Here is a 19190-nt window from a genome sequence, read left to right as displayed (position 1 = left end):
GCCCGGTGAAGCCGAACCGGAAAAAGCGAAGCCGAACCGAGCAAAGGGGGCCGGACGGTGACCGAAGTCACCCTGAAAGAGGTGGCCCGCGCGTCGGGATGCTCCGTCGCCACGGTGTCCCGGGTGCTGGCCGGAACCCGTCCGGTCGGGCCCGAGACCGCCCGCAGGGTGCGGGAGGCGGCCGAGAGCCTCGGTTACCGGCCCAACCAGGTCGCCCGCGCCCTGCGCAGCCGCTCCACCGGCACCATCGGCCTCGTCCTGCCGCAGATCACCAATCCCTTCTTCCCCTCCCTCGTGCGGGAGGTGGAGCACGCCCTGCATGCCGAGGGGCGCGCCGTGCTGCTCGCCGACTGCGACGACGACCCGAAGACCGAGGCGGCCCGGATCACCACCCTGCTGGACCGGCAGGTCGACGCCCTGCTGGTCATCCCCGTCGACGAGAAGCACAGCCGGGACGCGGTGGCGACGGCGGCGGCCCGCGTGCCGCTGGTGCTGCTGGACCGCGGCTGCGGTCCCGGCGTCGCCGACTCGGTCGCGACGGACAACACCACCGGCATGGCGCTCGTCCTGGACCACCTGGCCGCCACCGGCCGCCGCCGCGTCTGCTTCGTGGGGGCGGCCGGAACCGGCTCGGCGGCGGTCGAGCGGCTCGCGGCGTACGAGGCGGGGGCAGGTGCCCTGGACCCGCAGGCCTCCGGACGCGTCGAACTCGGCGACTTCTCGCTGGAGTGGGGGCGGGCCGCGGTGGACCGGATCCTGCCGTTCCGGCCGGACGCCGTCGTCTGCGCGAACGACCTCATCGCGGTCGGCGTGCTGCAACGACTACGGCAGCTCGGCGTGGACGTTCCGGGCGAGATCGCCGTCACCGGCTTCGACGACATCCCCATGGCAGACCTGGCCGACCCGGCTCTGACCACCGTCCGCCAACCCGTGCGCGAACTGGCCGCCGAAGCCGCGCACCTGCTCGGCCATCGGTTGGCCGGGCAGAAAGACGGGCCGCGACGGTCGGTCCGCCTCGCCCCCGAACTTGTCGTACGCGCCTCCAGCGCACCCCGCGCCACCTCGGCCCAGGACACCGGCAGTTCCCGCACCCCAGAGGAAGACCAGTGATCGCAGTCGTCGGAAGCCTCAACCTGGATCTCGTCGTACCGGTTCCCAAGCATCCGGTGCCCGGCGAGACGGTCCTCGGCGGTGACATTGCCCAGCACCCCGGCGGCAAGGGCGCCAACCAGGCGGTCGCCGCCGCCCGACTCGGCGGGAACGTCGCCTTCGTCGGCCGGGTCGGCGAGGACGGGGCGGCCGGTGTCATGCTCGACGCCGTCCGGGAGGAGGGCGTGGACACCACGCATATCGCCCGCACCCCGGGAGTGCCGACCGGCCGCGCCCTGATCGCCGTCGACCCGGCGGGCGAGAACTCCATCATCGTCAGCCCCGGTGCCAACTCCCGTCTGGGCGCCGCCGACTGCGAGGCCGCCGCGGACCTGCTGCAGAAGGCGGCCGTCACCGTCCTCCAGCAGGAGGTCCCGGACGAGGCCAACCACACCGCCGCACGGCTGGCCGGCGGCATCGTGCTCCACAACCCGGCCCCCGCCGTCGCCGACGCCGTCGCCCCGCCCCACGTCGACCTGCTGGTCCCCAACCGCACGGAACTGGCAGCCCTCACCGGCACGCCCGTGCCGGAGACGATCGAGGACGTCGTCGCCGCGGCCCGCAAGCTGACCGGGGCGGCAGCGGTGATCGTCACGCTCGGCGGCGACGGGGTGCTCCTCCTCGAAGGCGCCTCGCACCTGCACATACCGGCCTTCACCGTCCGGCCCGTGGACACCACCGCCGCCGGTGACTCCTTCTGCGGCGCGCTCGCCGTCGCCCTCGCGGAGGGCCGCACCCTCGAGCAGGCCGCTCGCTGGGCCTGCGCCGCCGCGGCGATCAGCACCACACGAGCGGGCGCCCAGCCCTCGCTCGCCCGTCGCGACGAGGTCGAGGCCTTTCTCGCACGGCACCGCTGAGACACCGTCCCGGCGGGAGCCGCCGAGCCCTGCACGGCCGCCCCGGCGCCGGGGCTCGCGGCGGTCCCTCGCCCGCGATGGCGGCGCGGCCGGACACTCCGCAGACAGGCTCGCCACCGTCAACGAGTACGGCACGCAGTTGCGCCGGCGACGGGGCCGCGGCCCGGGAGGCGGACCCGGCGGTCCCCGTCTCACGATCTCGACGCCCGGGTGGGCGTGCAGCCACGCCTCCAGGGTGTCCGCCTTGCGGTCGGGCAGGACGTCGACGGCGATCCGCTCACCGACCTCGGACTGCTCGTCATCTACAGCTCCATGCCTGCCGGGCCGAGGAACAGAGCGGCCTTTCTGCCACTGGCGCGCACAACGCCTCACAAACCGCCACACCCCACACCGACGTGACGTCGTTCCTCCGATCCTCTGACGGGGCCGCACGGCGACGGCGTCGGCCATGTCAGACGTGCGTGAGCAGGCGCTCCAGCGGCCGGGGAACGCGCTCGAGTTCCAGGTGCACGACCAACGCCTGCGCATAGAGCGCCTTGCGGCCGCTGTGCGTGCCCATGAAGCGCCGCAGCTGGTGCTCCACGGGCCTTTCCCGCTGTGCCGGCTGGCCCTGGAAGGTGCAGAAGGGGCGCATCTCGCCCTGGGCCTCGATCACCTGCTGCACCCCCTCGGCCCCGACAGCGCGAATCAGCTCGTCCTCCAGGTCGGCGACGCACACGTGGAACCCGAGCGTCTCCAGTCCGGCGTGCGTGAGACCGGACCCGAGCCCGACCCGCTCCAGATGCCGCCGGAAATGCCGCTCCTCGCCGATGTCGCAGAGACCGGCCAGCGGGAGGCCGAGCCCCGGAGGGCCGCACACATCCAGGAAACGCCCGATGCTCGTCGCACCGCCGAGCGGCACCACCACAACGCCTTCCGCACCGAGGTCGCGGCCGTAGCGCATGGCCAGCGCTTCGAGCGCGATCTGATCACTACTCCCCTCGACGAGCACGATCGTCCGCACACCGCCGCCGGCCAGCTCCCGCGCCTCCGCGGCTGCCTCACCCGCCCCCGCTCCGCCGGCCGCCCACGCGGCCAGCGCCAGCCGGAATCGCCTCAACTCGTCCACGAAACCCCCCTTCCCGATGCCATCCTGGCACGGCCGTGATCCCCCTGCGCACCACGTCCACAGAGGAGGGGCCGACCGCGCCCATGGTCGGCACGCTCACTCCTGCAGGCAGAACTGTGGTGTCCCGCCACATGTGCCCCTCACCTGCGCGTTCCTACGGTGTGGCGACACACAATCGTCCCCGCCCATCGCCTGGAAGTGGTGTTCATGGCCGCCTCTGCAACCGCTCCCCCGCCGCCCGCGAACCTCCGGCGGATCGTCGCCGCAAGCCTCATCGGCACGACCATCGAGTGGTACGACTTCTTCCTCTACGGGTCGGCCGCCGCTCTCGTCTTCAACAAGCTGTTCTTCCCCGAATCGGACCCGCTCGTCGGCACCCTCCTCTCGTTCCTCACCTATGCGATCGGGTTCGCGGCCCGGCCGCTGGGCGCGTTGGTGTTCGGGCACTACGGGGACCGGCTCGGGCGGAAGAAGCTGCTGGTCATCAGCCTGCTGATGATGGGTGGCGCCACGTTCTGCATCGGGTTGCTGCCGACCCACGCGACCGTCGGAACGGCCGCACCGGTGCTGCTGACCGTGATGCGGCTGATCCAGGGCTTCGCCCTGGGCGGCGAGTGGGGCGGGGCCGTGCTGCTGGTGTCGGAGCATGGTGACGCGAAGCGGCGGGGGTTCTGGGCGTCCTGGCCGCAGACCGGCGCGCCCGCAGGGCAGTTGCTGGCCACGGGTGTGCTGTCGGCCCTGACGGCGCTGCTGTCGGAATCGGCGTTCACGTCCTGGGGCTGGCGTGTGCCCTTCCTGCTGTCCGGTGTGCTGGTGATCGTCGGGTTGTGGATCCGGCTGTCCGTCGACGAATCCCCGGTGTTCAAGGCCGCGTTGGCGCAAGCGGAGGCGCGCAAGTCCACGGACGCGGCGCAGCGTATGCCGCTCGTCGAGGTGCTGCGGCATCACTGGCGGGACGTGCTGGTCGCCATGGGTGCCCGGATGGCGGAGAACATCAGCTACTACGTGATCACCGCGTTCGTCCTGGTGTACGCCACCACGCAGACCGGGCTGAGCAAGCAGACCGCGCTCAACGCTGTACTCATCGGCTCCGCACTGCACTTCGCGGTGATTCCGCTGTGGGGTGCGCTGTCCGACCGGATCGGCCGCAAGCCGGTGTATCTGATCGGTGCGGCCGGTGTCGGCCTCTGGGCGTTCCCCTTCTTCACTCTGATCGACACCAAGAACTTCGGGGCGCTCCTGCTGGCGGTCACCGTGGGCCTGGTGCTGCACGGTGCGATGTACGCGCCGCAGGCGGCGTTCTTCTCGGAGATGTTCGCGACGCGGATGCGGTACTCGGGAGCTTCGATCGGTGCGCAGTTCGCCTCGGTGGCGGCAGGCGCTCCGGCGCCGCTCATCGCGGTCGCGCTGCTCGACAACTACGGCAGCTCCACGCCGATCTCGCTGTACGTCATCCTCGCCGCCGTGCTGACTCTGATCGCCGTCGCGTGCGCGAAGGAGACCCGGGGCCGGGATCTGGCCGACGTCTCGTCGAAGGAGCCGGCCGGGACCGCGGCGCCTGCCGCGCCCGTTCAGTCCGGCTGACCCCAGCTGCCCGTGGGACATGTCCGCCGTGCCGGCCTCGAGGTCGGCACGGCGGACGTGCATATGAGGCCCGGACTGCCTCAGGAGAGGCGGTGCAGTCGCAGCGCCAGCTGGAGCTCCAGGGCCTGTTCGGGCGACTGCCAGTCCGGGCCGAGGAGTTGGGACACGCGCTCGAGACGCTGGGCGACCGTGTTGACATGGACATGCAGTAGGTCCTTGGTGCGCGCCGGGCTCATACCGCTGGTGAAGTAGGCGTCCAGAGTGCGGGTCAGCTCGGTGCCGCGGCGCGCGTCGTAGTCCAGGACGGCGCCGAGGGTGCGGTGTACGAAGCCGGGGACGTCACGTGTGTCGGCGAGCAGCAGGCCGAGGAAGCCGAAGTCCTCCGCGGCGGCGCCCTGACCGCCGCGGCCGAGTATCCGCAGGGCGTCGACGCATCGCTGTGCCTCGGTGTAGGCGGCGGCGACTGCCTGCGGGTTCCCCGCCGGCACCGGTATCCAGGAGGAGGCCCCCACGGTGACCTCGGCCCGTACGGCGTCGCCGAGCTGGGCGGCGATTCGGGCCGCGGTGGTGGAGGCGTCGGTGCCGCGCTCCAGCGGCAGCAGCAGTACGGTGCCGCCGTCGCGTGCGGCGGCGAGGCCGCGCCGGGTGGCCGCGAGATGGGAAGCGGCGGACCACAGCCGCTGACGGTCGGCGGTGGCGTTGTCGGCGGGTCGTGCCGCGAGGACGACGTGCGGTGCGTCGAGGTCGGCGCCGAGCCGTGCGGCTCGTTCACGCAGGAGCCCGGGGTCGCGGCCCGGGGCGTCGAGCAGGTCGTCCAGCAGCTCGCCGCGGACGCGTTGTTCGGCCTCGCCCGCCGAGCGGCGGGCGATGAGCAGCAACGAGGTGACCATGGCGGCGCGTTCGAGGGTGCGCTGGTCGACGGGGTCGAGCGGTCCGGGGTGGCCGTGCAGGACGAGCGCGCCGAGCAGCTCGCCGCCGGCGGAGACGGCGGCCACCCAGTCGTCGCCGTGTTCCGTGACGTGGCCGTCGGTGCCGGCCAGCTCCGGGATGGCGGTCGAGGTGAACTCGACCGTTCCGTCGAGCACTTCGGACAGGGATTCGGCGACTTCGTGGACGCCGCCTCCGTGCAGGACCAGCTGGGTGAGGCGGTCGTGGACGTCGGAGGCGCGTTCTATGGAGGCGCTGTGGTCGCGGATGATGGCGTTTGCCTTCTCCAGTTCCGCGAGTGCCGAGCGGGTCTCGGACAGCAGGTGGGCGGTGTCGATGGCCACAGCGGCGTGCGCGGCGAACGAGCCGAGCAGCGCGATCTGTTCGCGTGCGAAGACGCGGGCGTGCCGGTCGGCGGCGAAGAGCACACCGATGACGTTGCTGCCCAGCATCAGCGGAACGCCGAGGATGGCGACGAGTCCTTCGTCGCGCACTCCGGAGTCGATGGCACGGGTGTGCAGGAACCGCTCGTCGTCGAAGTAGCTGGCGGTGACGTACGGGCGTGCGGTCTGGGCGACGAGACCGCCGAGGCCCTCCCCCATGCCGAGCCGTAGCTGCTGGAAACGGGCCGAGACCGAGCCTTCGGTGACCCGCATGTAGGTGTCGCCCGCGGCGGTGTCGTTGAGGCTGAGGTAGGCGACCTCGGTGCCCAGCAGCGACCGGGCGCGCTGCACGATCGCGCGCAGGACCGCGTCGAGGTCGCGGAGCCCGGCGAGGTCGTGCGCGGTCGCGAAGAGCGCGGACAGCTCGGCCTCGCGGCGCCGCCGCTCCTCCAGTTCGGCGCGGACCCGCAGAGCGAGCTGTTTGGCCGATTCGAGAGCGGCGAGGGCCTGCGGTCCCGCGCCATTGGCGCGCGCCAGCAGCACCGGCCGGTCGTAGGCCTCGGCCGCCGCGCCACGCTCGAGAAGCTCCAGGTAGGGCGTCTCCGGGGGCTCCGCGCTGTCGGTGTGCTGCTGGTGATCGTGCGACATGATCCAAGGGATACCCGTCATACGGGCGGCCGCGCCAGCCCTGTGGAAAACTCGGTCGCGGGCGGTCAGTGGGCGGTCCAGCCGCCGTCGAGGACGAGTGAGGTTCCGGTGACGAACCCGGCCTGCGGAGTGCACAGATAGGCGACGGCCTCGGCGACCTCGTCCGGTTCGATGAGCCTCTTGAGGGCCGAGTCCTTGAGCAGTACTTCGGTGAGGACGCGGTCCTCCGTGATGCCGTGGGCGGCGGCCTGGTCGGCGATCTGCTTCTCGACGAGCGGGGTACGGACGTACCCGGGGCAGACGCAGTTGGACGTGACCCCGTGCGGAGCGCCTTCGAGGGCCGCGGTCTTGGACAGCCCCTCGAGTCCGTGCTTGGCGGCGACATACGCCGACTTGTACGCGGAAGCACGCAGTCCGTGCACGGAGGAAAGGTTGACGATACGGCCCCAGCCCTGTCCGTACATGTGCGGCAGGGCGCCCCTGATCAGCCGGAAGGGTGCCTCCAGCATCACGGTGAGGACGGTGTGGAACACCTCGGGCGGGAACTCCTCGATGGAGCGGACGAGTTGCAGTCCGGCATTGTTCACGACGATGTCCGTGCCGGCGGCCGCCCGCTCGGCGGCGTCGAGGTCCGTGAGGTCCAGCGGGAACGGTTCGACGGATCCGGGCAGCCCGGCGGCGTCCGCGGACAGGGTGTCGAGGCCGGCCGTGTCCCGGTCCATGGCCCTCACTTTGGCACCCGCGGCGGCGAGCCGGAGTGTGCAGGCGCGGCCGATGCCTCCGGCAGCTCCGGTGACGAGCGCGGTACGGCCACCCAGGTCGAGGGCGACAGGGCGAGGTACGGGTCCGGGCGGTGTGGTGGGCGCGGTCATGTTCCGCACCCTAGGCGGGGGTGAAGCCGTCAACCGATGTGGCCAATACCCATAGTTCTCTAACAGTCCATGGTGTCGAACCATGTGGGTTCGTCGAGGAGCGCCTGCTTGATCCGGAAGAGCGAGAACTCATGGAGCGCGGGCAGCTCGTCCACGGGGAACCAGCGCACGTCCAGCGACTCGTCGTCGTTGACCCGTGCCTCGCCGCCCACGGCCCGGCACCGCACGGTGATGTCCATGTACTGGCACCGGTCGCCGTTGGGATAGGTCACCGGCTTCAGCGCCTGGACCAGGACGATCCGCTCCGCCACGCACCGCACGGCGGTCTCCTCGTACACCTCGCGTACGGCGGTGGCCGCGGGCTGCTCCCCCGGCTCCGCGATCCCGCCGATCACCGACCATCTGCCGTTGTCGGCCCGCTGCCCGAGCAGCACCCTGCCCCGGTCGTCGAAGACGATGGCGGTGACGCCCGGCAGCCACAGCAGTTGCCGGCCGGCCGAGGCCCTTATCTCACGGATGAAGTCGGGGATTGCCATGCCCCGACCCTAACGGGCGGCCTCCCCTGCGCGACGCCGGTTGCGCAGCCCGCGTGCGGACGCCCAGCCGAGGCCCGCCGCCGCGAGCGCGGCCAGCGCCGCCTCGGGGAGCGCGCCGAGCCGGGTCGCCGGGGTCAGCGAGGAGCGCAGCGGCACCTCGGCGACCAGGGCGTCCGGGGTGAACATCTTGGTCTGCTGCGCGACCGTGCCGTCCGGCCGGATGACCGCGCTGACCCCGCTGGTGACCGGGACGAGCACGGCGCGGCTGTGTTCGACGGCCCGGATCCGGTCGATGGCCAGCTGCTGGTACGTCATCTCGCTGAGCCCGAAGGTCGCGTTGTTGCTCGGTACGGCGATGATCTGGCCGCCCGCCTCGACCGTGTCCCGGACCTCACGGTCGAAGGCCGCCTCGTAGCAGGTGACCAGGCCGACCTCGGTGCCCGCGAGGTCGAACACGCCGACCTTCGAGCCCCGTCCGAAGTCCCGCTGGACCCGGTCGACGTCGGAGCTGAAGAGGCGTGCGACGGACCGCATCGGGATGTACTCGCCGAACGGCTGTATGTGCCGCTTGTCGTACGTGTCGACAGGGCCCGCGCCGGGCACCCACTTGATCAGAGTGTTGCGCAGCGGGCCGGTCTCGGGCGTGACGACGGCGCCCACCACCGTGGGCACCCCGATCGCGTCGACCGCCTGGTCGATCACCTCACGGGCGTCGGGATTGCGGTAGGGGTCGAGGTCGGAGGAGTTCTCCGGCCACAGCACGAAGTCGGGCTTCGCCGCCTTGCCCGCCTTCACGTCCTGGGCGAGTTCGACGGTGCGGCGTGCGTGGTTGTCCAGGACCGCACGCCGCTGGGCGTTGAAGTCGAGGCCGAGTCGCGGGACGTTGCCCTGGATGACCGCGGCGGTGGCGGTACCGTCCTCCGCTTCGTCGGAGACAAGGGGGCGGGCGGCGAGGGCGGCAGTCACGGGGAGCAGGACGGTGAGCGCGGCAAAGGCCGCCGCCGTGCGGCGCACTTCACGGGTACGTACGTACGCACGTACCTGCCGTGCCGTCTCGAAGAGGCCGAGCCCGCACAGCACGACCGCGAACCCCAGCACGGCGGTGCCGCCGACCGCGGCAAGTGGCAGGAACAACCCGTCCGCCTGACCGAAGGCGATCTTGCCCCAGGAGAAACCGTCGAACGGCACCCTGGCCCGGACTCCCTCCGCCGCGATCCACACGGCCGCGCCCCACAGCGGCCACAGCGGCAGCCGGGACACGACGGCGATGCCGACGCAGGCGGCCGCGACGAACAGCGCCTCGACGGCGGCCAGCGCCAGCCACGGCACCGGTCCGACCTCCTCCCCCGTCCACGCCAGCAGCGGAAGCAGGAAGCCGAGCCCGGCCAGGTATCCGAGCCCCAGCGCAGGCCGGATCCGCTGCCCGTACAGGCACCAGGCCAGCAGCGCGAAAGCCGGCAGGGCGAGCCACCACAGCGGCCGGGGCGGGAAGCTCAGATAGAGGAGCGCACCGGCCAACGCCGCCGCCGCGGGTCGTACCAGGCGTCGCAGCAGCCGGGTGCCGCGGGAGTGGGGGGCGGTCCTCGGGGCGATCCGACCGGTCTCGTCCGTGGGGGTGGTGGTGGCGCTCACCTGCTGGAGTCTACGGTGACCTGCCGCGCGGGCGGCAGCCCGGTGAGCCGAGGACGGCTGAGCAATGGATAGGGTCGCGCCCGCCGGGCGGAGGGTGGCCCGAGGCGGCACGCCCGGGTGGCGTGCGGCCGGGGTCGCGCCCCCGGCCCGTCAGGAGTTGGCGGACGGAATGCGCAGACGGGAGCGGACGACGCGGACCGCGGCCTCTGCGTTGTCGACCGTGACCGTGAAGAGATGACCGTCGCCGAGCTCGAGGCGCAGGCCCTCACCTCTGCGTACGACCACCGCCGTGCCCTTCTCGGGGCGCCAGCGGCAGCCCCAGCCGCCCCATTGACGCGGGGTGACCCTGGGCACGTACTCGGCTCCCACCACTTCGGTCAGCGGGATCCTGCGGCGGGGCAGACCGATGTGGCCGCAGCGCACTTCGAAGGCGTGGCTGTCGATCCTGACCACGACATGGACGAAGGCGAGGGTGCCGAAGAGAACGAGGAGTCCCGCCGCCACACAGCCCACCACGGACATAGCGAGCGGTGCGACGCCCGAGGTCCACGGCGAAACGACGGCCAGCTCGATACCGAGTGCCATACAGCCCACGCCGACCACGGCGAGCAGCCACTGGGCACGATTGGTGGCGCTGCCCGTCCAGACCTCGGGGATGGGGTCCGCCGGGGTCCTGCCTTCGGGGTGGTGGTCCCTCATGCCGTGGAGCGTACCCAGGATCCGCGGGCTCGGCATGTGCGCGCGGGGAGAATCGGACGACGGTATGAGACGGCGTCGGGCGCTTCAGCGCGCGGGGCTGGCCACAGCGAGCATGCGCCCCTCGACGTACCGCAGCGCTGTGGCCGGAAGAGTGGACTCCCGGCCACTGAGCAGGACGGTCAGCGCTTCGCTCGGCTCGGCGTCGGGCGCGGGTCCCACGCCGATGCGGCGAAGCGCCTGGGCGGCGACGGCTCCGGCGGAGCCGTGCAGGACCATGGGTGGGAGGTCCGGCTGCTGGACGGCGGCACGGATCCGCTCGGCGACGAGTTCGTAGTGGGTGCAGCCCAGGACGACGGCCGTCACATCGCGCGGGGTGCGTTCGGCGGCTGCGGCGACGGCCCGGTCGATCGCGGCCTCGTCGGCCTCCTGGACGCCGTCGGCGAGTCCGGGGCAGGGCACCTCGGTCACGGCGACGCCGCCCGCGAAGTCCCGGATCAGACCGCGCTGGTAGGGGCTGCCGGTGGTGGCGGGGGTGGCCCAGATCGCGACGGGCCCGCCGCCGGCGGCGGCCGGTTTGATGGCCGGCACGGTACCGATCACCGGAATGTCCGGCTCCAGCTCGGCGCGCAGTGTGTCCAGCGCGTGCACCGTGGCGGTGTTGCAGGCCACGATCAGGGCGTCGGGGTGGTGCGCGGCAGCGGCCCGCGCCACATCGAGGGCGCGTTCGGTGAGGTCCTCGGTCGTGCGGGGGCCCCAGGGCATGCCGTCCGGGTCGGAAGAGAGCACGAGATCCGCGTCGGGCCGCAGCCGGCGTACCGCGGCGGCCGCCGACAGCAGACCGATTCCGGAGTCCATGAGCGCGATCTTCACCCGGTCACCTTATCCGACGGGTCTCCGTGTCCGGCCGCGGTGGGGCAGACTGCGGCGATGAGCGCCGTCGCGTGGACCGCTGTGGGATCGCTGGCCGCATGGGTGTGGCTGCTGCTGGGTCAGGGCTTGTTCTGGCGTACGGACCAGCGGCTGCCGCCCAGGACGGCCCCTGGGGACTGGCCGTGTGTCGCCGTCGTCGTGCCGGCCAGGGACGAGGCGGCGGTGCTGCCGGTGAGCCTGCCGTCGCTGCTCGCCCAGGACTACCCGGGCGACGCGGAGATCTTCCTGGTCGACGACGGCAGCGAGGACGGTACGGGCGAGCTGGCGCGCGCCCTGTCTGCGCGCCTCGGCGGACTGCCGCTGACCGTAATCCGTCCGGGTGAACCGGAGCCCGGCTGGACGGGGAAGCTGTGGGCGCTGCGGCACGGCATCGCGCGGGTGCGTGAGCGGCGGCCGGAGCCGGAGTATCTGCTGTTGACGGATGCCGATATCGCGCACGAGCCGGACAGCCTCCGGGAACTGGTGGCCGCCGCCCGTACGAACGGTCTCGACCTGGTCTCCCAGATGGCCCGGCTGCGGGTGGCGAGCTGCTGGGAGCGGCTGGTCGTCCCCGCGTTCGTCTACTTCTTCGCGCAGCTGTATCCCTTCCGATGGGTCAACAGCACGGATGCGAGGACGGCGGCCGCAGCGGGCGGATGTGTGCTGTTGCGTACGGAGGCGGCGGTCCGGGCCGGGGTGCCGGAGTCGGTGCGGCAAGCGGTGATCGACGATGTGTCGGTCGCCCGGGCGGTGCGGCGCAGCGGGGGCAGTCTCTGGCTGGGGCTGGCCGAGCGGGTGGACAGTGTCCGGCCGTATCCCCGGCTGGCGGATCTGTGGCGGATGGTGTCGCGCAGCGCGTACGCGCAGTTGCGGCACAGTCCACTGCTGCTGATCGGTACGGTCGCGGGGCTCGCGCTGGTGTATCTCACGCCTCCGGCCGCGGTGGTCGCCGGCGTGCTGACGGACGATCCGGTCGCGGGATGGGCGGGGGCGGCGGCCTGGCTGATGATGGCCGGTACGTACGCCCCGATACTGCGCTACTACCGGCTGTGCCTGTGGCAGGCGCCGGCGCTGCCGTTCACGGCGCTGCTGTACCTGCTGATGACCGTCGACTCGGCGATACAGCACTACCGCGGCCGCGGGGCGGCCTGGAAGGGGCGGACGTACACCCGCCCCGAGGCCGCGCAGGACCGTTGAACGACGGGCGGGCGTACGGCTTCATTTGCGGCCAGGAGTCCAGTTCATGCCCCAGCCGTAGGCGCGGTCGACGGTTCGTTGCGGACTGACCCCCCGGGCGGGGACGAGATAGCGGGCCTCGCGCTGGACCAGCAGGTCGCCGCCCTGGTGGGTGATGAGGGCGAGCGCGCACACGGTGGAGGGGACGGTGCACTCGTCGAGGAAGAACTCCACGGGCGCGCCGTGCTGCGGCGTGAGGGTCACGGTGGCGTTCAGACCGCCGAAGCCGGCCGGTCCGTCGTAGATGGTGACGAAGACGAGAATGCGCCGGAACCGGTCCTTGTGGTCGAGGTTGATGGTCAGGTTCTCGCCGGTGGCGAGGGCGCCGGTACGGTCGTCGCCGTCGAGTTGGATGTAAGGCGGCTGGTGCAGGGCGCCGAAGGCGTTGCCGAGTGCCTGGACGACACCCTTGCTGCCGTCGGAGAGTTCGTAGAGGGCGCACAGGTCGAGGTCGAGAGCGGCGTGCCAGGAGTGGATCTGCCAGTTGAGGTTGACGCGCATGGTCCCCGAGATGCCGCCCTGTTTGGTCAGGGAGACGCTCGGCGCGTCCTTCGTGAGGGTTACTTTGCGGAGACTCACGGGTGACGGAGTAGAGGCGGCCGGGTGCTGCGGCTCGTCGACAGTGATGCCGAAGTCCGCTGCCAGGCCCTCCAGTCCGCTGCTGTACCCCTGACCGACCGCACGGAACCTCCACGCGCCCTGGCGGCGGTAGAGCTCGCCGAGGATGAGGGCCGTCTCGACGGTCGCGTCGCGGGCGTCGTAGCGGGCGATCTCGGTGCCGTCGGCCGCGTCCGTCACACGTACGTACAGTCCGGGCACCTGGCCGAAGCTGCCGCCGTCGGCGGAGGCGGCCAGGACCACTCTGCCGACGGCCGGTTCGACCCGCGTGAGGTCGACGGAGAGGGTGTCCGTGGTGGCGCCGGCGGCCGCCCGCTTGCCCTCGTGGCGCACGGCTCCCGAGGTGTGGACCGGCTGGTTGTAGAAGACGAAGTCCCCGTCCGTACAGACCTTTCCCGACACCAGCAGCAGGGCCGACGCGTCGACGTCGGGCACTCCGGGTCCGGAACGCCATCCCAATTCGACGCGAACGGCCCGTGCCGGTACGGAAACATTGGCCCCTTTAAGCATGGACATGCTCACCCCCATCGCGAGTCGCCCCGCGGATTTCCACAGTACCCCGAAGCCATTTTCCGGACGTGGGGTCACCCGCGGGTAACCCCCTCATACGCTTGCCTTTTACGCGATTTACACACAACTCGGCGACCTTTTTTCCTATATTCGCTCGAATTGGGGATCCACAGTCACGCATAGCACGCAGAGCAACCCTCTTACCGGGCTCCCCATCCAGCACATCGTGGGCTTAACTTATGTCTCATGACCTCCCCCCGCTCCACCTACGGCGGCGGTTACCACTCCGCGCCGTCCTTCAAGGACACCCCCATCTACGACTCCCTCGTCGCAGAGCGGGGCATGCCTCAGATCGCCCCGATCCGAGTGCCCTCGGTCTACGAGGCCCCCAGCAGCAACCTTCCCGCGCTGCCGGCCGCGCTGCCCGCCCTGCCGGCCGCTCCCTCCTTCCACACTCCCGCCTACGGCTACCCGCAGCAGGCCCCCCTGCAGCACACGCCCGCGCCGCACATCCCCCAGCAGCCCCAGCTTCCGCGCGGATATCCGGGTGCCCAGCAGCAGTTTCCGGGCACCCAGCCGCAGTTCCAGCAGCGGCCCGCCGCCACGGGGTACGAGGCGATGAGGCCGGCCGCTCCGCAGCCCGCACCGACGCCCATGGGGTACGACGCCCCGCACAACCGTCCGCCCCAGGGCATGGGGTACTGACCGGCCCCCGGGATGTCAGAGCCGACTGGCAGGATGGCGTCATGTCGAACCCAGCTGCCGCGGTCGCCCATTCGCTGCATGTGCATCCGGTGAAGTCGGTTGCCGGCCACGCGCCCGACGAAGCCGTCGTCGAACCCTGGGGGCTCGCCGGGGATCGCCGCTGGATGCTGGTCGACACTCGGGGCAAGGCGGTCACCCAACGCCAGTACGCCCGGCTGGCACTGGCCTCGGCCGCTCCCCTGCCGGGCGGCGGCCTCGGGCTGTCGGCCCCCGGACGCGAGCCACTGACCGTCGAGGTTCCCGAGTCGGCCGGGACGGTCGTGGTGGAGATCTTCGGGACCAAGGTGGAGGCCGTGCCTGCCGCCCCGCAGGCGCACGCGTGGTTCAGCGACTGGCTCGGCGCGGAGGTGGAGCTGGTCCACCTCGACGATCCGGCGACCCGTCGCCCGGTCGACCCCGAGTACGCACTCCCCGGCGAGACGGTCAGCTTCGCCGACGGCTATCCGCTGCTGGTCACCACGACCTCCTCGCTCGATGCCCTCAATTCCCTGATCGCACAGGGCGACCATCCCGACGAGGGCCCGCTGCCCATGAACCGCTTCCGTCCGAACATCGTGGTGAGCGGCACCGCGCCCTGGTCGGAGGACCGCTGGACCCGTATCTCGATCGGCGAGGTCACCTTCCGGGTCGCCCGGATGTGCGGCCGCTGCATCATCACCACCACCGACCAGCGCACCGCCGAGCGCGGCAAGGAGCCGCTTCGCACCCTCGCCCGCCACCGGCGCTTCGACGACCGGCTCGTCTTCGGGCAGCATCTGGTCCCCGAGCGGACCGGTGTCATACGCATCGGGGATCCCGTGCGCGTTCTCGGCTGGCGAGTGAGCCGAAGGGGGCCGCGCCGCTGTCGAAAGGGAGTGGGGGCTCCCCCAGCGGGAGCTGGGGGAGCGCAGAGGCCCTGAGGAACGAAGGGCCGAGCACGGTCGACCGTCGGCAGGGGCTTGAGCGCCCCCGTGGGGGTCCCCCCGGACGAGTCCGGGGGAGAACCGAGCCACAAAAAACCGTGGGAACCTCCGGGCACCGCACGGTCGTTGTGCTGGATGGCATGCTCCGGAGCGGAACGGCGGGCGGGGGTGAGGGGACCGTGCGAGCGGCCGCGGGAATCTGGCGCTGGCGGCACAATCCGCTGCGCCGCACGACCGATCTCGTCGAAGCCTGGGTGGCTCTCGTCGCCCTGCTTCTGATCGTCCTCGCCTCGCCCGCCGTCGGCTGGCTGTGCGCTTCGCTCATGGACGACACCCTGCGGCGCTCCGCCCGCACCGAGCGCGAGCAGCGCCATCTCGCCACCGCGACGGTCGTCCGGCCGGTCAGGGAACGTGCCCCCTCCGGTACCGAGGTCAATTGGGGGCTGGCGCCGCCCCGCCGCGTCGTCGCCGGCTGGACGGCGGACGACGGCAGTCCCCGTACCGGCACGGTGCCCACTGCCCGGAGGACCCTCCGCGCCGGCGACACCTTCCTCATATGGACCGACAGGCGCGGGCACGCCGTCAGCCCCCCGATGAGCGACGCCGTCGCACGGACGAACGCCCTCTTCACCGGAGCCGCCGCGGCCGTGGCTGCCGCCTTTTCGACCGAGTGCGGCAGACGACTGGTCGTATGGCGGATCGTACGGCGGCGGTACGCCCGTCTCGACCAGGCATGGGTCAAAGCCGGTCCCGACTGGGGACGCGCCGGAACAGGCAGCTGACCTGTCAACTCTCCTGCTCCACGCGCGCTACGGTGGAGCGGCCAATCAGTCGCACGAGGTGGGGACAGATCAGCGTCATGGCTCAGGGCACGGTCCAGGTGACGTACACCGGCACATCGCGGTGGCGGCGCCGCACGGGCGAGTACGCCTCCCTCACCGCTGCTCTGGAGGCCGCCGGCGACGGCGACATCCTCACCGTCGCGCCCGGCACGTACCGGGAGAACGTGGTGCTGAGCCATGCCGTCACCCTGCGCGGAGCCGAGGGCACGTCCGGCCCGGTGCGTATCGCGCCCACAGACGGTGTGCCGCTCACCGTGCGCGCCTCCGCGGTCGTCCAGGACCTGCAGGTCGAGGGCCAGGACACGGCATCGCCCGCCCTGCTGGTCGAGGACGGCACACCCGAGCTGACGGATCTGCGGGTGGTGACCCGGTCCGCGGTCGGCGTGGAGGTGCGCGGAGCGGCGCGGCCCACGGTGCGCCGCTGCACGGTGGACAATCCGGCCGGGGTCGGAATCGGCGTGATCGACGGCGCGGGCGGGGTGTTCGAGGAGTGCGAGATCGTCTCGGCGGGCCAGTCGGGTTTCTCCGTACGGGACGGTGCCCATCCCCGGCTCGAGCGCTCGCGGGTGCACCGTGCCTCGGGTGCGGGCCTCAGTGTGACCGGGGAGGGAAGCGGCCTGGAGGCCGTCGCATGCGAGGTGTACGAGGTGAAGGGCGCCGGCGTACAGATCGCGTCCCGTGCCACAGCCCATCTCACCGAGTGCACGGTGCACCGCACTTCGGCGGACGGGATCACGTTGGACACCGACGCCGTCCTCACGCTCTCCGACTGCGACATCCATGACATCCCGGAGAACGCGGTCGATCTGCGCTCCCGTTCGGTCCTCACCCTGACCCGCTCCACGGTGCGGCGCTTCGGCCGCAACGGCCTGTCCGTATGGGATCCCGGCACCCGGGTGGACGCCAACCAGTGCGAGATCCACGACAGCACGGGCGACTATCCGGCCGTCTGGGTCAGCGACGGCGCCACCGCCGTCCTCGACTCCTGCCGGGTGCACGATGTGCCGGACGCGCTTTTCGTCCTCGACCGCGGTTCGCGCGCCGATGTCGTCGACAGCGATCTGTCGCAGGTCCGCAACACGGCGGTGTCGGTGAGCGACGGCGCCACCGCGCAGCTCGACGACTGCCGTATCCGGGAGGTCTCGACGGGGGCCTGGTTCCGCGACCACGGCAGCGGCGGCACCCTTTCCGGCTGCACCATGGACTCCGTACAGACCGGGGTCATCGTCACCAAGGGCGCCGACCCGCGCATCGAGCGCTGCACGGTCGTCTCGCCCTCGGAGGCCGGCTTCTACGTCTCCGCCGAGGGCCGCGGTGTCTTCCACTCCTGCCGGGTCACCGGCAGCGACGGCTACGGCTTCCATGTCATAGACGGCTGCCGCACGACGCTGACCCGCTGCCGTACGGAGCGCTGTGCCCGCGGCGGCTACGAGTTCTCCGAAGGCGTCACCTCCCACGCCGCGGGCAGCGGCGGTGGCCCGGTCGTCGAGGACTGTACGAGCGACGAGAGCACTCTGCGCGGAACCGCACGGGAAGCCGCCCCCGCGCCCATGCTGACGGCCACCCAGCAGGCTCCCCGGCAAGCCCCCCAGCCGGCCGGTCTGCTCGGCACGGTCCCCGGCCAGGCCCCGGCCGCCGCTCCCCCGGCCCGCGCCTCCCGGGCGGTGCTCGGCGCACTCGACGCCCTGGTGGGCCTGGACAGCGTCAAGCGTGAGGTACGCGCCCTCACCGACATGATCGAGGTGGGCCGGCGCCGCCGGGAGGCAGGCCTGAAAGCGGCCTCGGTGCGGCGCCACCTGGTCTTCACCGGCTCCCCCGGCACCGGCAAGACGACGGTCGCCCGGCTCTACGGCGAGATCCTGGCCTCGCTGGGCGTGCTGGAGCGGGGCCATCTCGTCGAGGTGTCCCGGGTGGACCTGGTCGGCGAACACATCGGCTCCACGGCGATCCGTACCCAGGAGGCGTTCGACCGGGCGCGCGGCGGAGTGCTCTTCATCGACGAGGCGTACGCACTCGCCCCGGAGGACTCCGGCCGGGACTTCGGCCGCGAGGCCATCGACACGCTGGTGAAACTGATGGAGGACCACCGCGAAGCGGTGGTGGTGATCGTCGCCGGCTACACCACGGAGATGGAACGCTTCCTGCAGGTCAACCCGGGCGTGGCCTCCCGTTTCTCACGAACCATCACCTTTGGCGACTACACCCCGGACGAGCTGCTGCGGATCGTCGAGCAGCAGGCCGAGGAGCACGAGTACCGGCTGGGCGCCGGAGCGGCGGAGGCCCTGCTGAAGTACTTCACCGAGCTGCCCAAGGGGCCCGGCTTCGGCAACGGCCGTACCGCCCGTCAGACCTTCGAGTCGATGGTGGAACGGCACGCCGGCCGGGTCGCCCGGCTGCACGACGCCAGCACCGACGACCTCACCCTGCTCTACCCGGAGGACCTGCCGGAGCTTCCCTGAGACTGCCGCGGCCGGGGCAGCGCGGGCGGCAGCCGGTCCAGCAGTCCGGTGTGCTCCTCATCGAAGGCAGGGTCCGCCCAGTAGTCGCAGTGTCCGAGCAGCGGCGCCGGCAGCGGGGGCCGGTCCGTACGGCCGTGGGCGAGCGGGTCCTGGAGCGGGCCCCGGCCGACCGCCCGGCCATCGTCGCCGGCCGCCACCAGGACGGACCCTCCTATCCGGTCGGTGGCCCGCCACAGATTGCGCCGGCAGTGCACGTCACGATGGAGTGGGGCCAGGGGAACCAGACCGAAGTACGCCGGGAACCAGCGCACTTAGAACAGCTCCAGCGGTGAGCCGCAGGTCAGCAGCGCGACCCGGCCGCGACTTCCGGCGGGCAACTGCCAGACGGCGGCGGCCGACAGCACGCTGCCCTGCGAGTGGCCCGAGATGACAAGCCGTCCGCCGGTACGCTCGGTCCAGGTGTGCATGCGCCGGACGAGGTCCGGAACCGCGCGCTCGGCGCAGCAGGGCGGGGCGAAGGGTGCGCCGTGGACCAGCAGTTCCAGGGCAACACC

At 71.8% G+C, this 19190-nt stretch carries 16 protein-coding genes and 1 pseudogene; 8 read left to right on the top strand and 9 right to left on the bottom strand.

The genetic code is table 11. The features are described 5' to 3' along the window. Positions 1 to 57 precede the first annotated feature (57 nt). Positions 58 to 1110 (top strand): LacI family DNA-binding transcriptional regulator, encoded by a 1053-nt coding sequence (locus ABD858_RS30210; protein WP_345043465.1) that lies wholly within the window; start codon positions 58 to 60, stop codon positions 1108 to 1110. Next, positions 1107 to 2006, top strand: coding sequence for a ribokinase (gene rbsK / locus ABD858_RS30205; RefSeq protein ID WP_345043463.1), 900 nt, complete (start codon positions 1107 to 1109; stop codon positions 2004 to 2006). The genes ABD858_RS30210 and rbsK overlap by 4 nt, the downstream gene beginning before the upstream one ends. Positions 2007 to 2457: 451 nt before the next feature. Here the strand turns inward: rbsK and ABD858_RS30200 are convergent, their stop codons facing one another. Next, positions 2458 to 3114: a TOPRIM nucleotidyl transferase/hydrolase domain-containing protein gene (locus ABD858_RS30200; protein ID WP_345043460.1), complete on the bottom strand. Its 657-nt coding sequence runs from the start codon at positions 3112 to 3114 to the stop codon at positions 2458 to 2460. Positions 3115 to 3321: 207 nt separating this feature from the next. Here ABD858_RS30200 and ABD858_RS30195 point away from each other — a divergent pair, with 207 nt between their 5' ends. Then, positions 3322 to 4698: an MFS transporter gene (locus ABD858_RS30195; RefSeq protein ID WP_345043458.1), complete on the top strand. Its 1377-nt coding sequence runs from the start codon at positions 3322 to 3324 to the stop codon at positions 4696 to 4698. Positions 4699 to 4778: 80 nt separating this feature from the next. Here ABD858_RS30195 and ABD858_RS30190 read toward each other — a convergent pair whose 3' ends face one another. The 6 genes from ABD858_RS30190 to ABD858_RS30165 form a co-directional block, all read right to left on the bottom strand. Beyond that, the gene (locus ABD858_RS30190) at positions 4779 to 6656 is read right to left on the bottom strand and encodes a helix-turn-helix domain-containing protein (protein ID WP_345043455.1); all 1878 of its coding nucleotides are present in this window, start codon (positions 6654 to 6656) and stop codon (positions 4779 to 4781) included. A gap of 65 nt (positions 6657 to 6721) precedes the next feature. Continuing rightward, on the bottom strand, positions 6722 to 7528 hold the full coding sequence (locus tag ABD858_RS30185; protein WP_345043451.1) for a 3-hydroxybutyrate dehydrogenase: 807 nt from the start codon (positions 7526 to 7528) through the stop codon (positions 6722 to 6724). Positions 7529 to 7587: 59 nt separating this feature from the next. Continuing rightward, the gene (locus tag ABD858_RS30180; RefSeq protein WP_345043449.1) at positions 7588 to 8064 is read right to left on the bottom strand and encodes an NUDIX hydrolase; all 477 of its coding nucleotides are present in this window, start codon (positions 8062 to 8064) and stop codon (positions 7588 to 7590) included. Between the two features lie 9 nt (positions 8065 to 8073). After that, entirely contained in the window at positions 8074 to 9696 is a 1623-nt protein-coding gene (gene lnt / locus ABD858_RS30175) for an apolipoprotein N-acyltransferase (protein WP_425586273.1), read from the bottom strand. Between the two features lie 150 nt (positions 9697 to 9846). Further along, positions 9847 to 10395 carry a hypothetical protein gene (locus tag ABD858_RS30170; protein WP_345043447.1) on the bottom strand — a complete coding sequence of 183 codons (549 nt, stop codon included), beginning with the start codon at positions 10393 to 10395 and terminating at the stop codon, positions 9847 to 9849. A gap of 84 nt (positions 10396 to 10479) precedes the next feature. After that, positions 10480 to 11265, bottom strand: a complete 786-nt coding sequence (locus tag ABD858_RS30165; RefSeq protein WP_345043446.1) for a glutamate racemase — start codon at positions 11263 to 11265, stop codon at positions 10480 to 10482. Positions 11266 to 11322: 57 nt separating this feature from the next. Here ABD858_RS30165 and ABD858_RS30160 point away from each other — a divergent pair, with 57 nt between their 5' ends. Continuing rightward, positions 11323 to 12501 carry a glycosyltransferase gene (locus ABD858_RS30160; RefSeq protein WP_345043444.1) on the top strand — a complete coding sequence of 393 codons (1179 nt, stop codon included), beginning with the start codon at positions 11323 to 11325 and terminating at the stop codon, positions 12499 to 12501. Between the two features lie 21 nt (positions 12502 to 12522). Here ABD858_RS30160 and ABD858_RS30155 read toward each other — a convergent pair whose 3' ends face one another. Then, positions 12523 to 13668, bottom strand: a complete 1146-nt coding sequence (locus ABD858_RS30155; protein ID WP_345044998.1) for a TerD family protein — start codon at positions 13666 to 13668, stop codon at positions 12523 to 12525. Positions 13669 to 13914: 246 nt separating this feature from the next. Between ABD858_RS30155 and ABD858_RS30150 the strand changes: the two genes are divergently transcribed. The 4 genes from ABD858_RS30150 (at position 13915) to ABD858_RS30135 (ending at position 18636) form a co-directional block, all read left to right on the top strand. Further along, positions 13915 to 14373, top strand: a complete 459-nt coding sequence (locus tag ABD858_RS30150) for a DUF6643 family protein (protein WP_345043443.1) — start codon at positions 13915 to 13917, stop codon at positions 14371 to 14373. A gap of 41 nt (positions 14374 to 14414) precedes the next feature. Continuing rightward, positions 14415 to 15332 carry an MOSC domain-containing protein gene (locus ABD858_RS30145; protein ID WP_345043442.1) on the top strand — a complete coding sequence of 306 codons (918 nt, stop codon included), beginning with the start codon at positions 14415 to 14417 and terminating at the stop codon, positions 15330 to 15332. A gap of 143 nt (positions 15333 to 15475) precedes the next feature. After that, positions 15476 to 16117: an Rv1733c family protein gene (locus ABD858_RS30140; protein ID WP_345043440.1), complete on the top strand. Its 642-nt coding sequence runs from the start codon at positions 15476 to 15478 to the stop codon at positions 16115 to 16117. Positions 16118 to 16194: 77 nt separating this feature from the next. Next, the gene (locus ABD858_RS30135) at positions 16195 to 18636 is read left to right on the top strand and encodes a right-handed parallel beta-helix repeat-containing protein (RefSeq protein ID WP_345043437.1); all 2442 of its coding nucleotides are present in this window, start codon (positions 16195 to 16197) and stop codon (positions 18634 to 18636) included. Here the strand turns inward: ABD858_RS30135 and ABD858_RS30130 are convergent. Continuing rightward, positions 18606 to 19157 (bottom strand): annotated as a pseudogene (locus ABD858_RS30130) (hypothetical protein); the annotation flags it as partial. The gene ABD858_RS30135 and the pseudogene ABD858_RS30130 sit on opposite strands and share 31 nt — an antisense overlap. Positions 19158 to 19190 lie beyond the last annotated feature (33 nt).

This window comes from Streptomyces sannanensis (assembly GCF_039536205.1).
GTDB classification, from domain to species: domain Bacteria; phylum Actinomycetota; class Actinomycetes; order Streptomycetales; family Streptomycetaceae; genus Streptomyces; species Streptomyces sannanensis.
The sequence above is the reverse complement of the archived record's forward strand: the minus strand, read 5'-3'. Positions and strand labels throughout refer to the sequence as shown.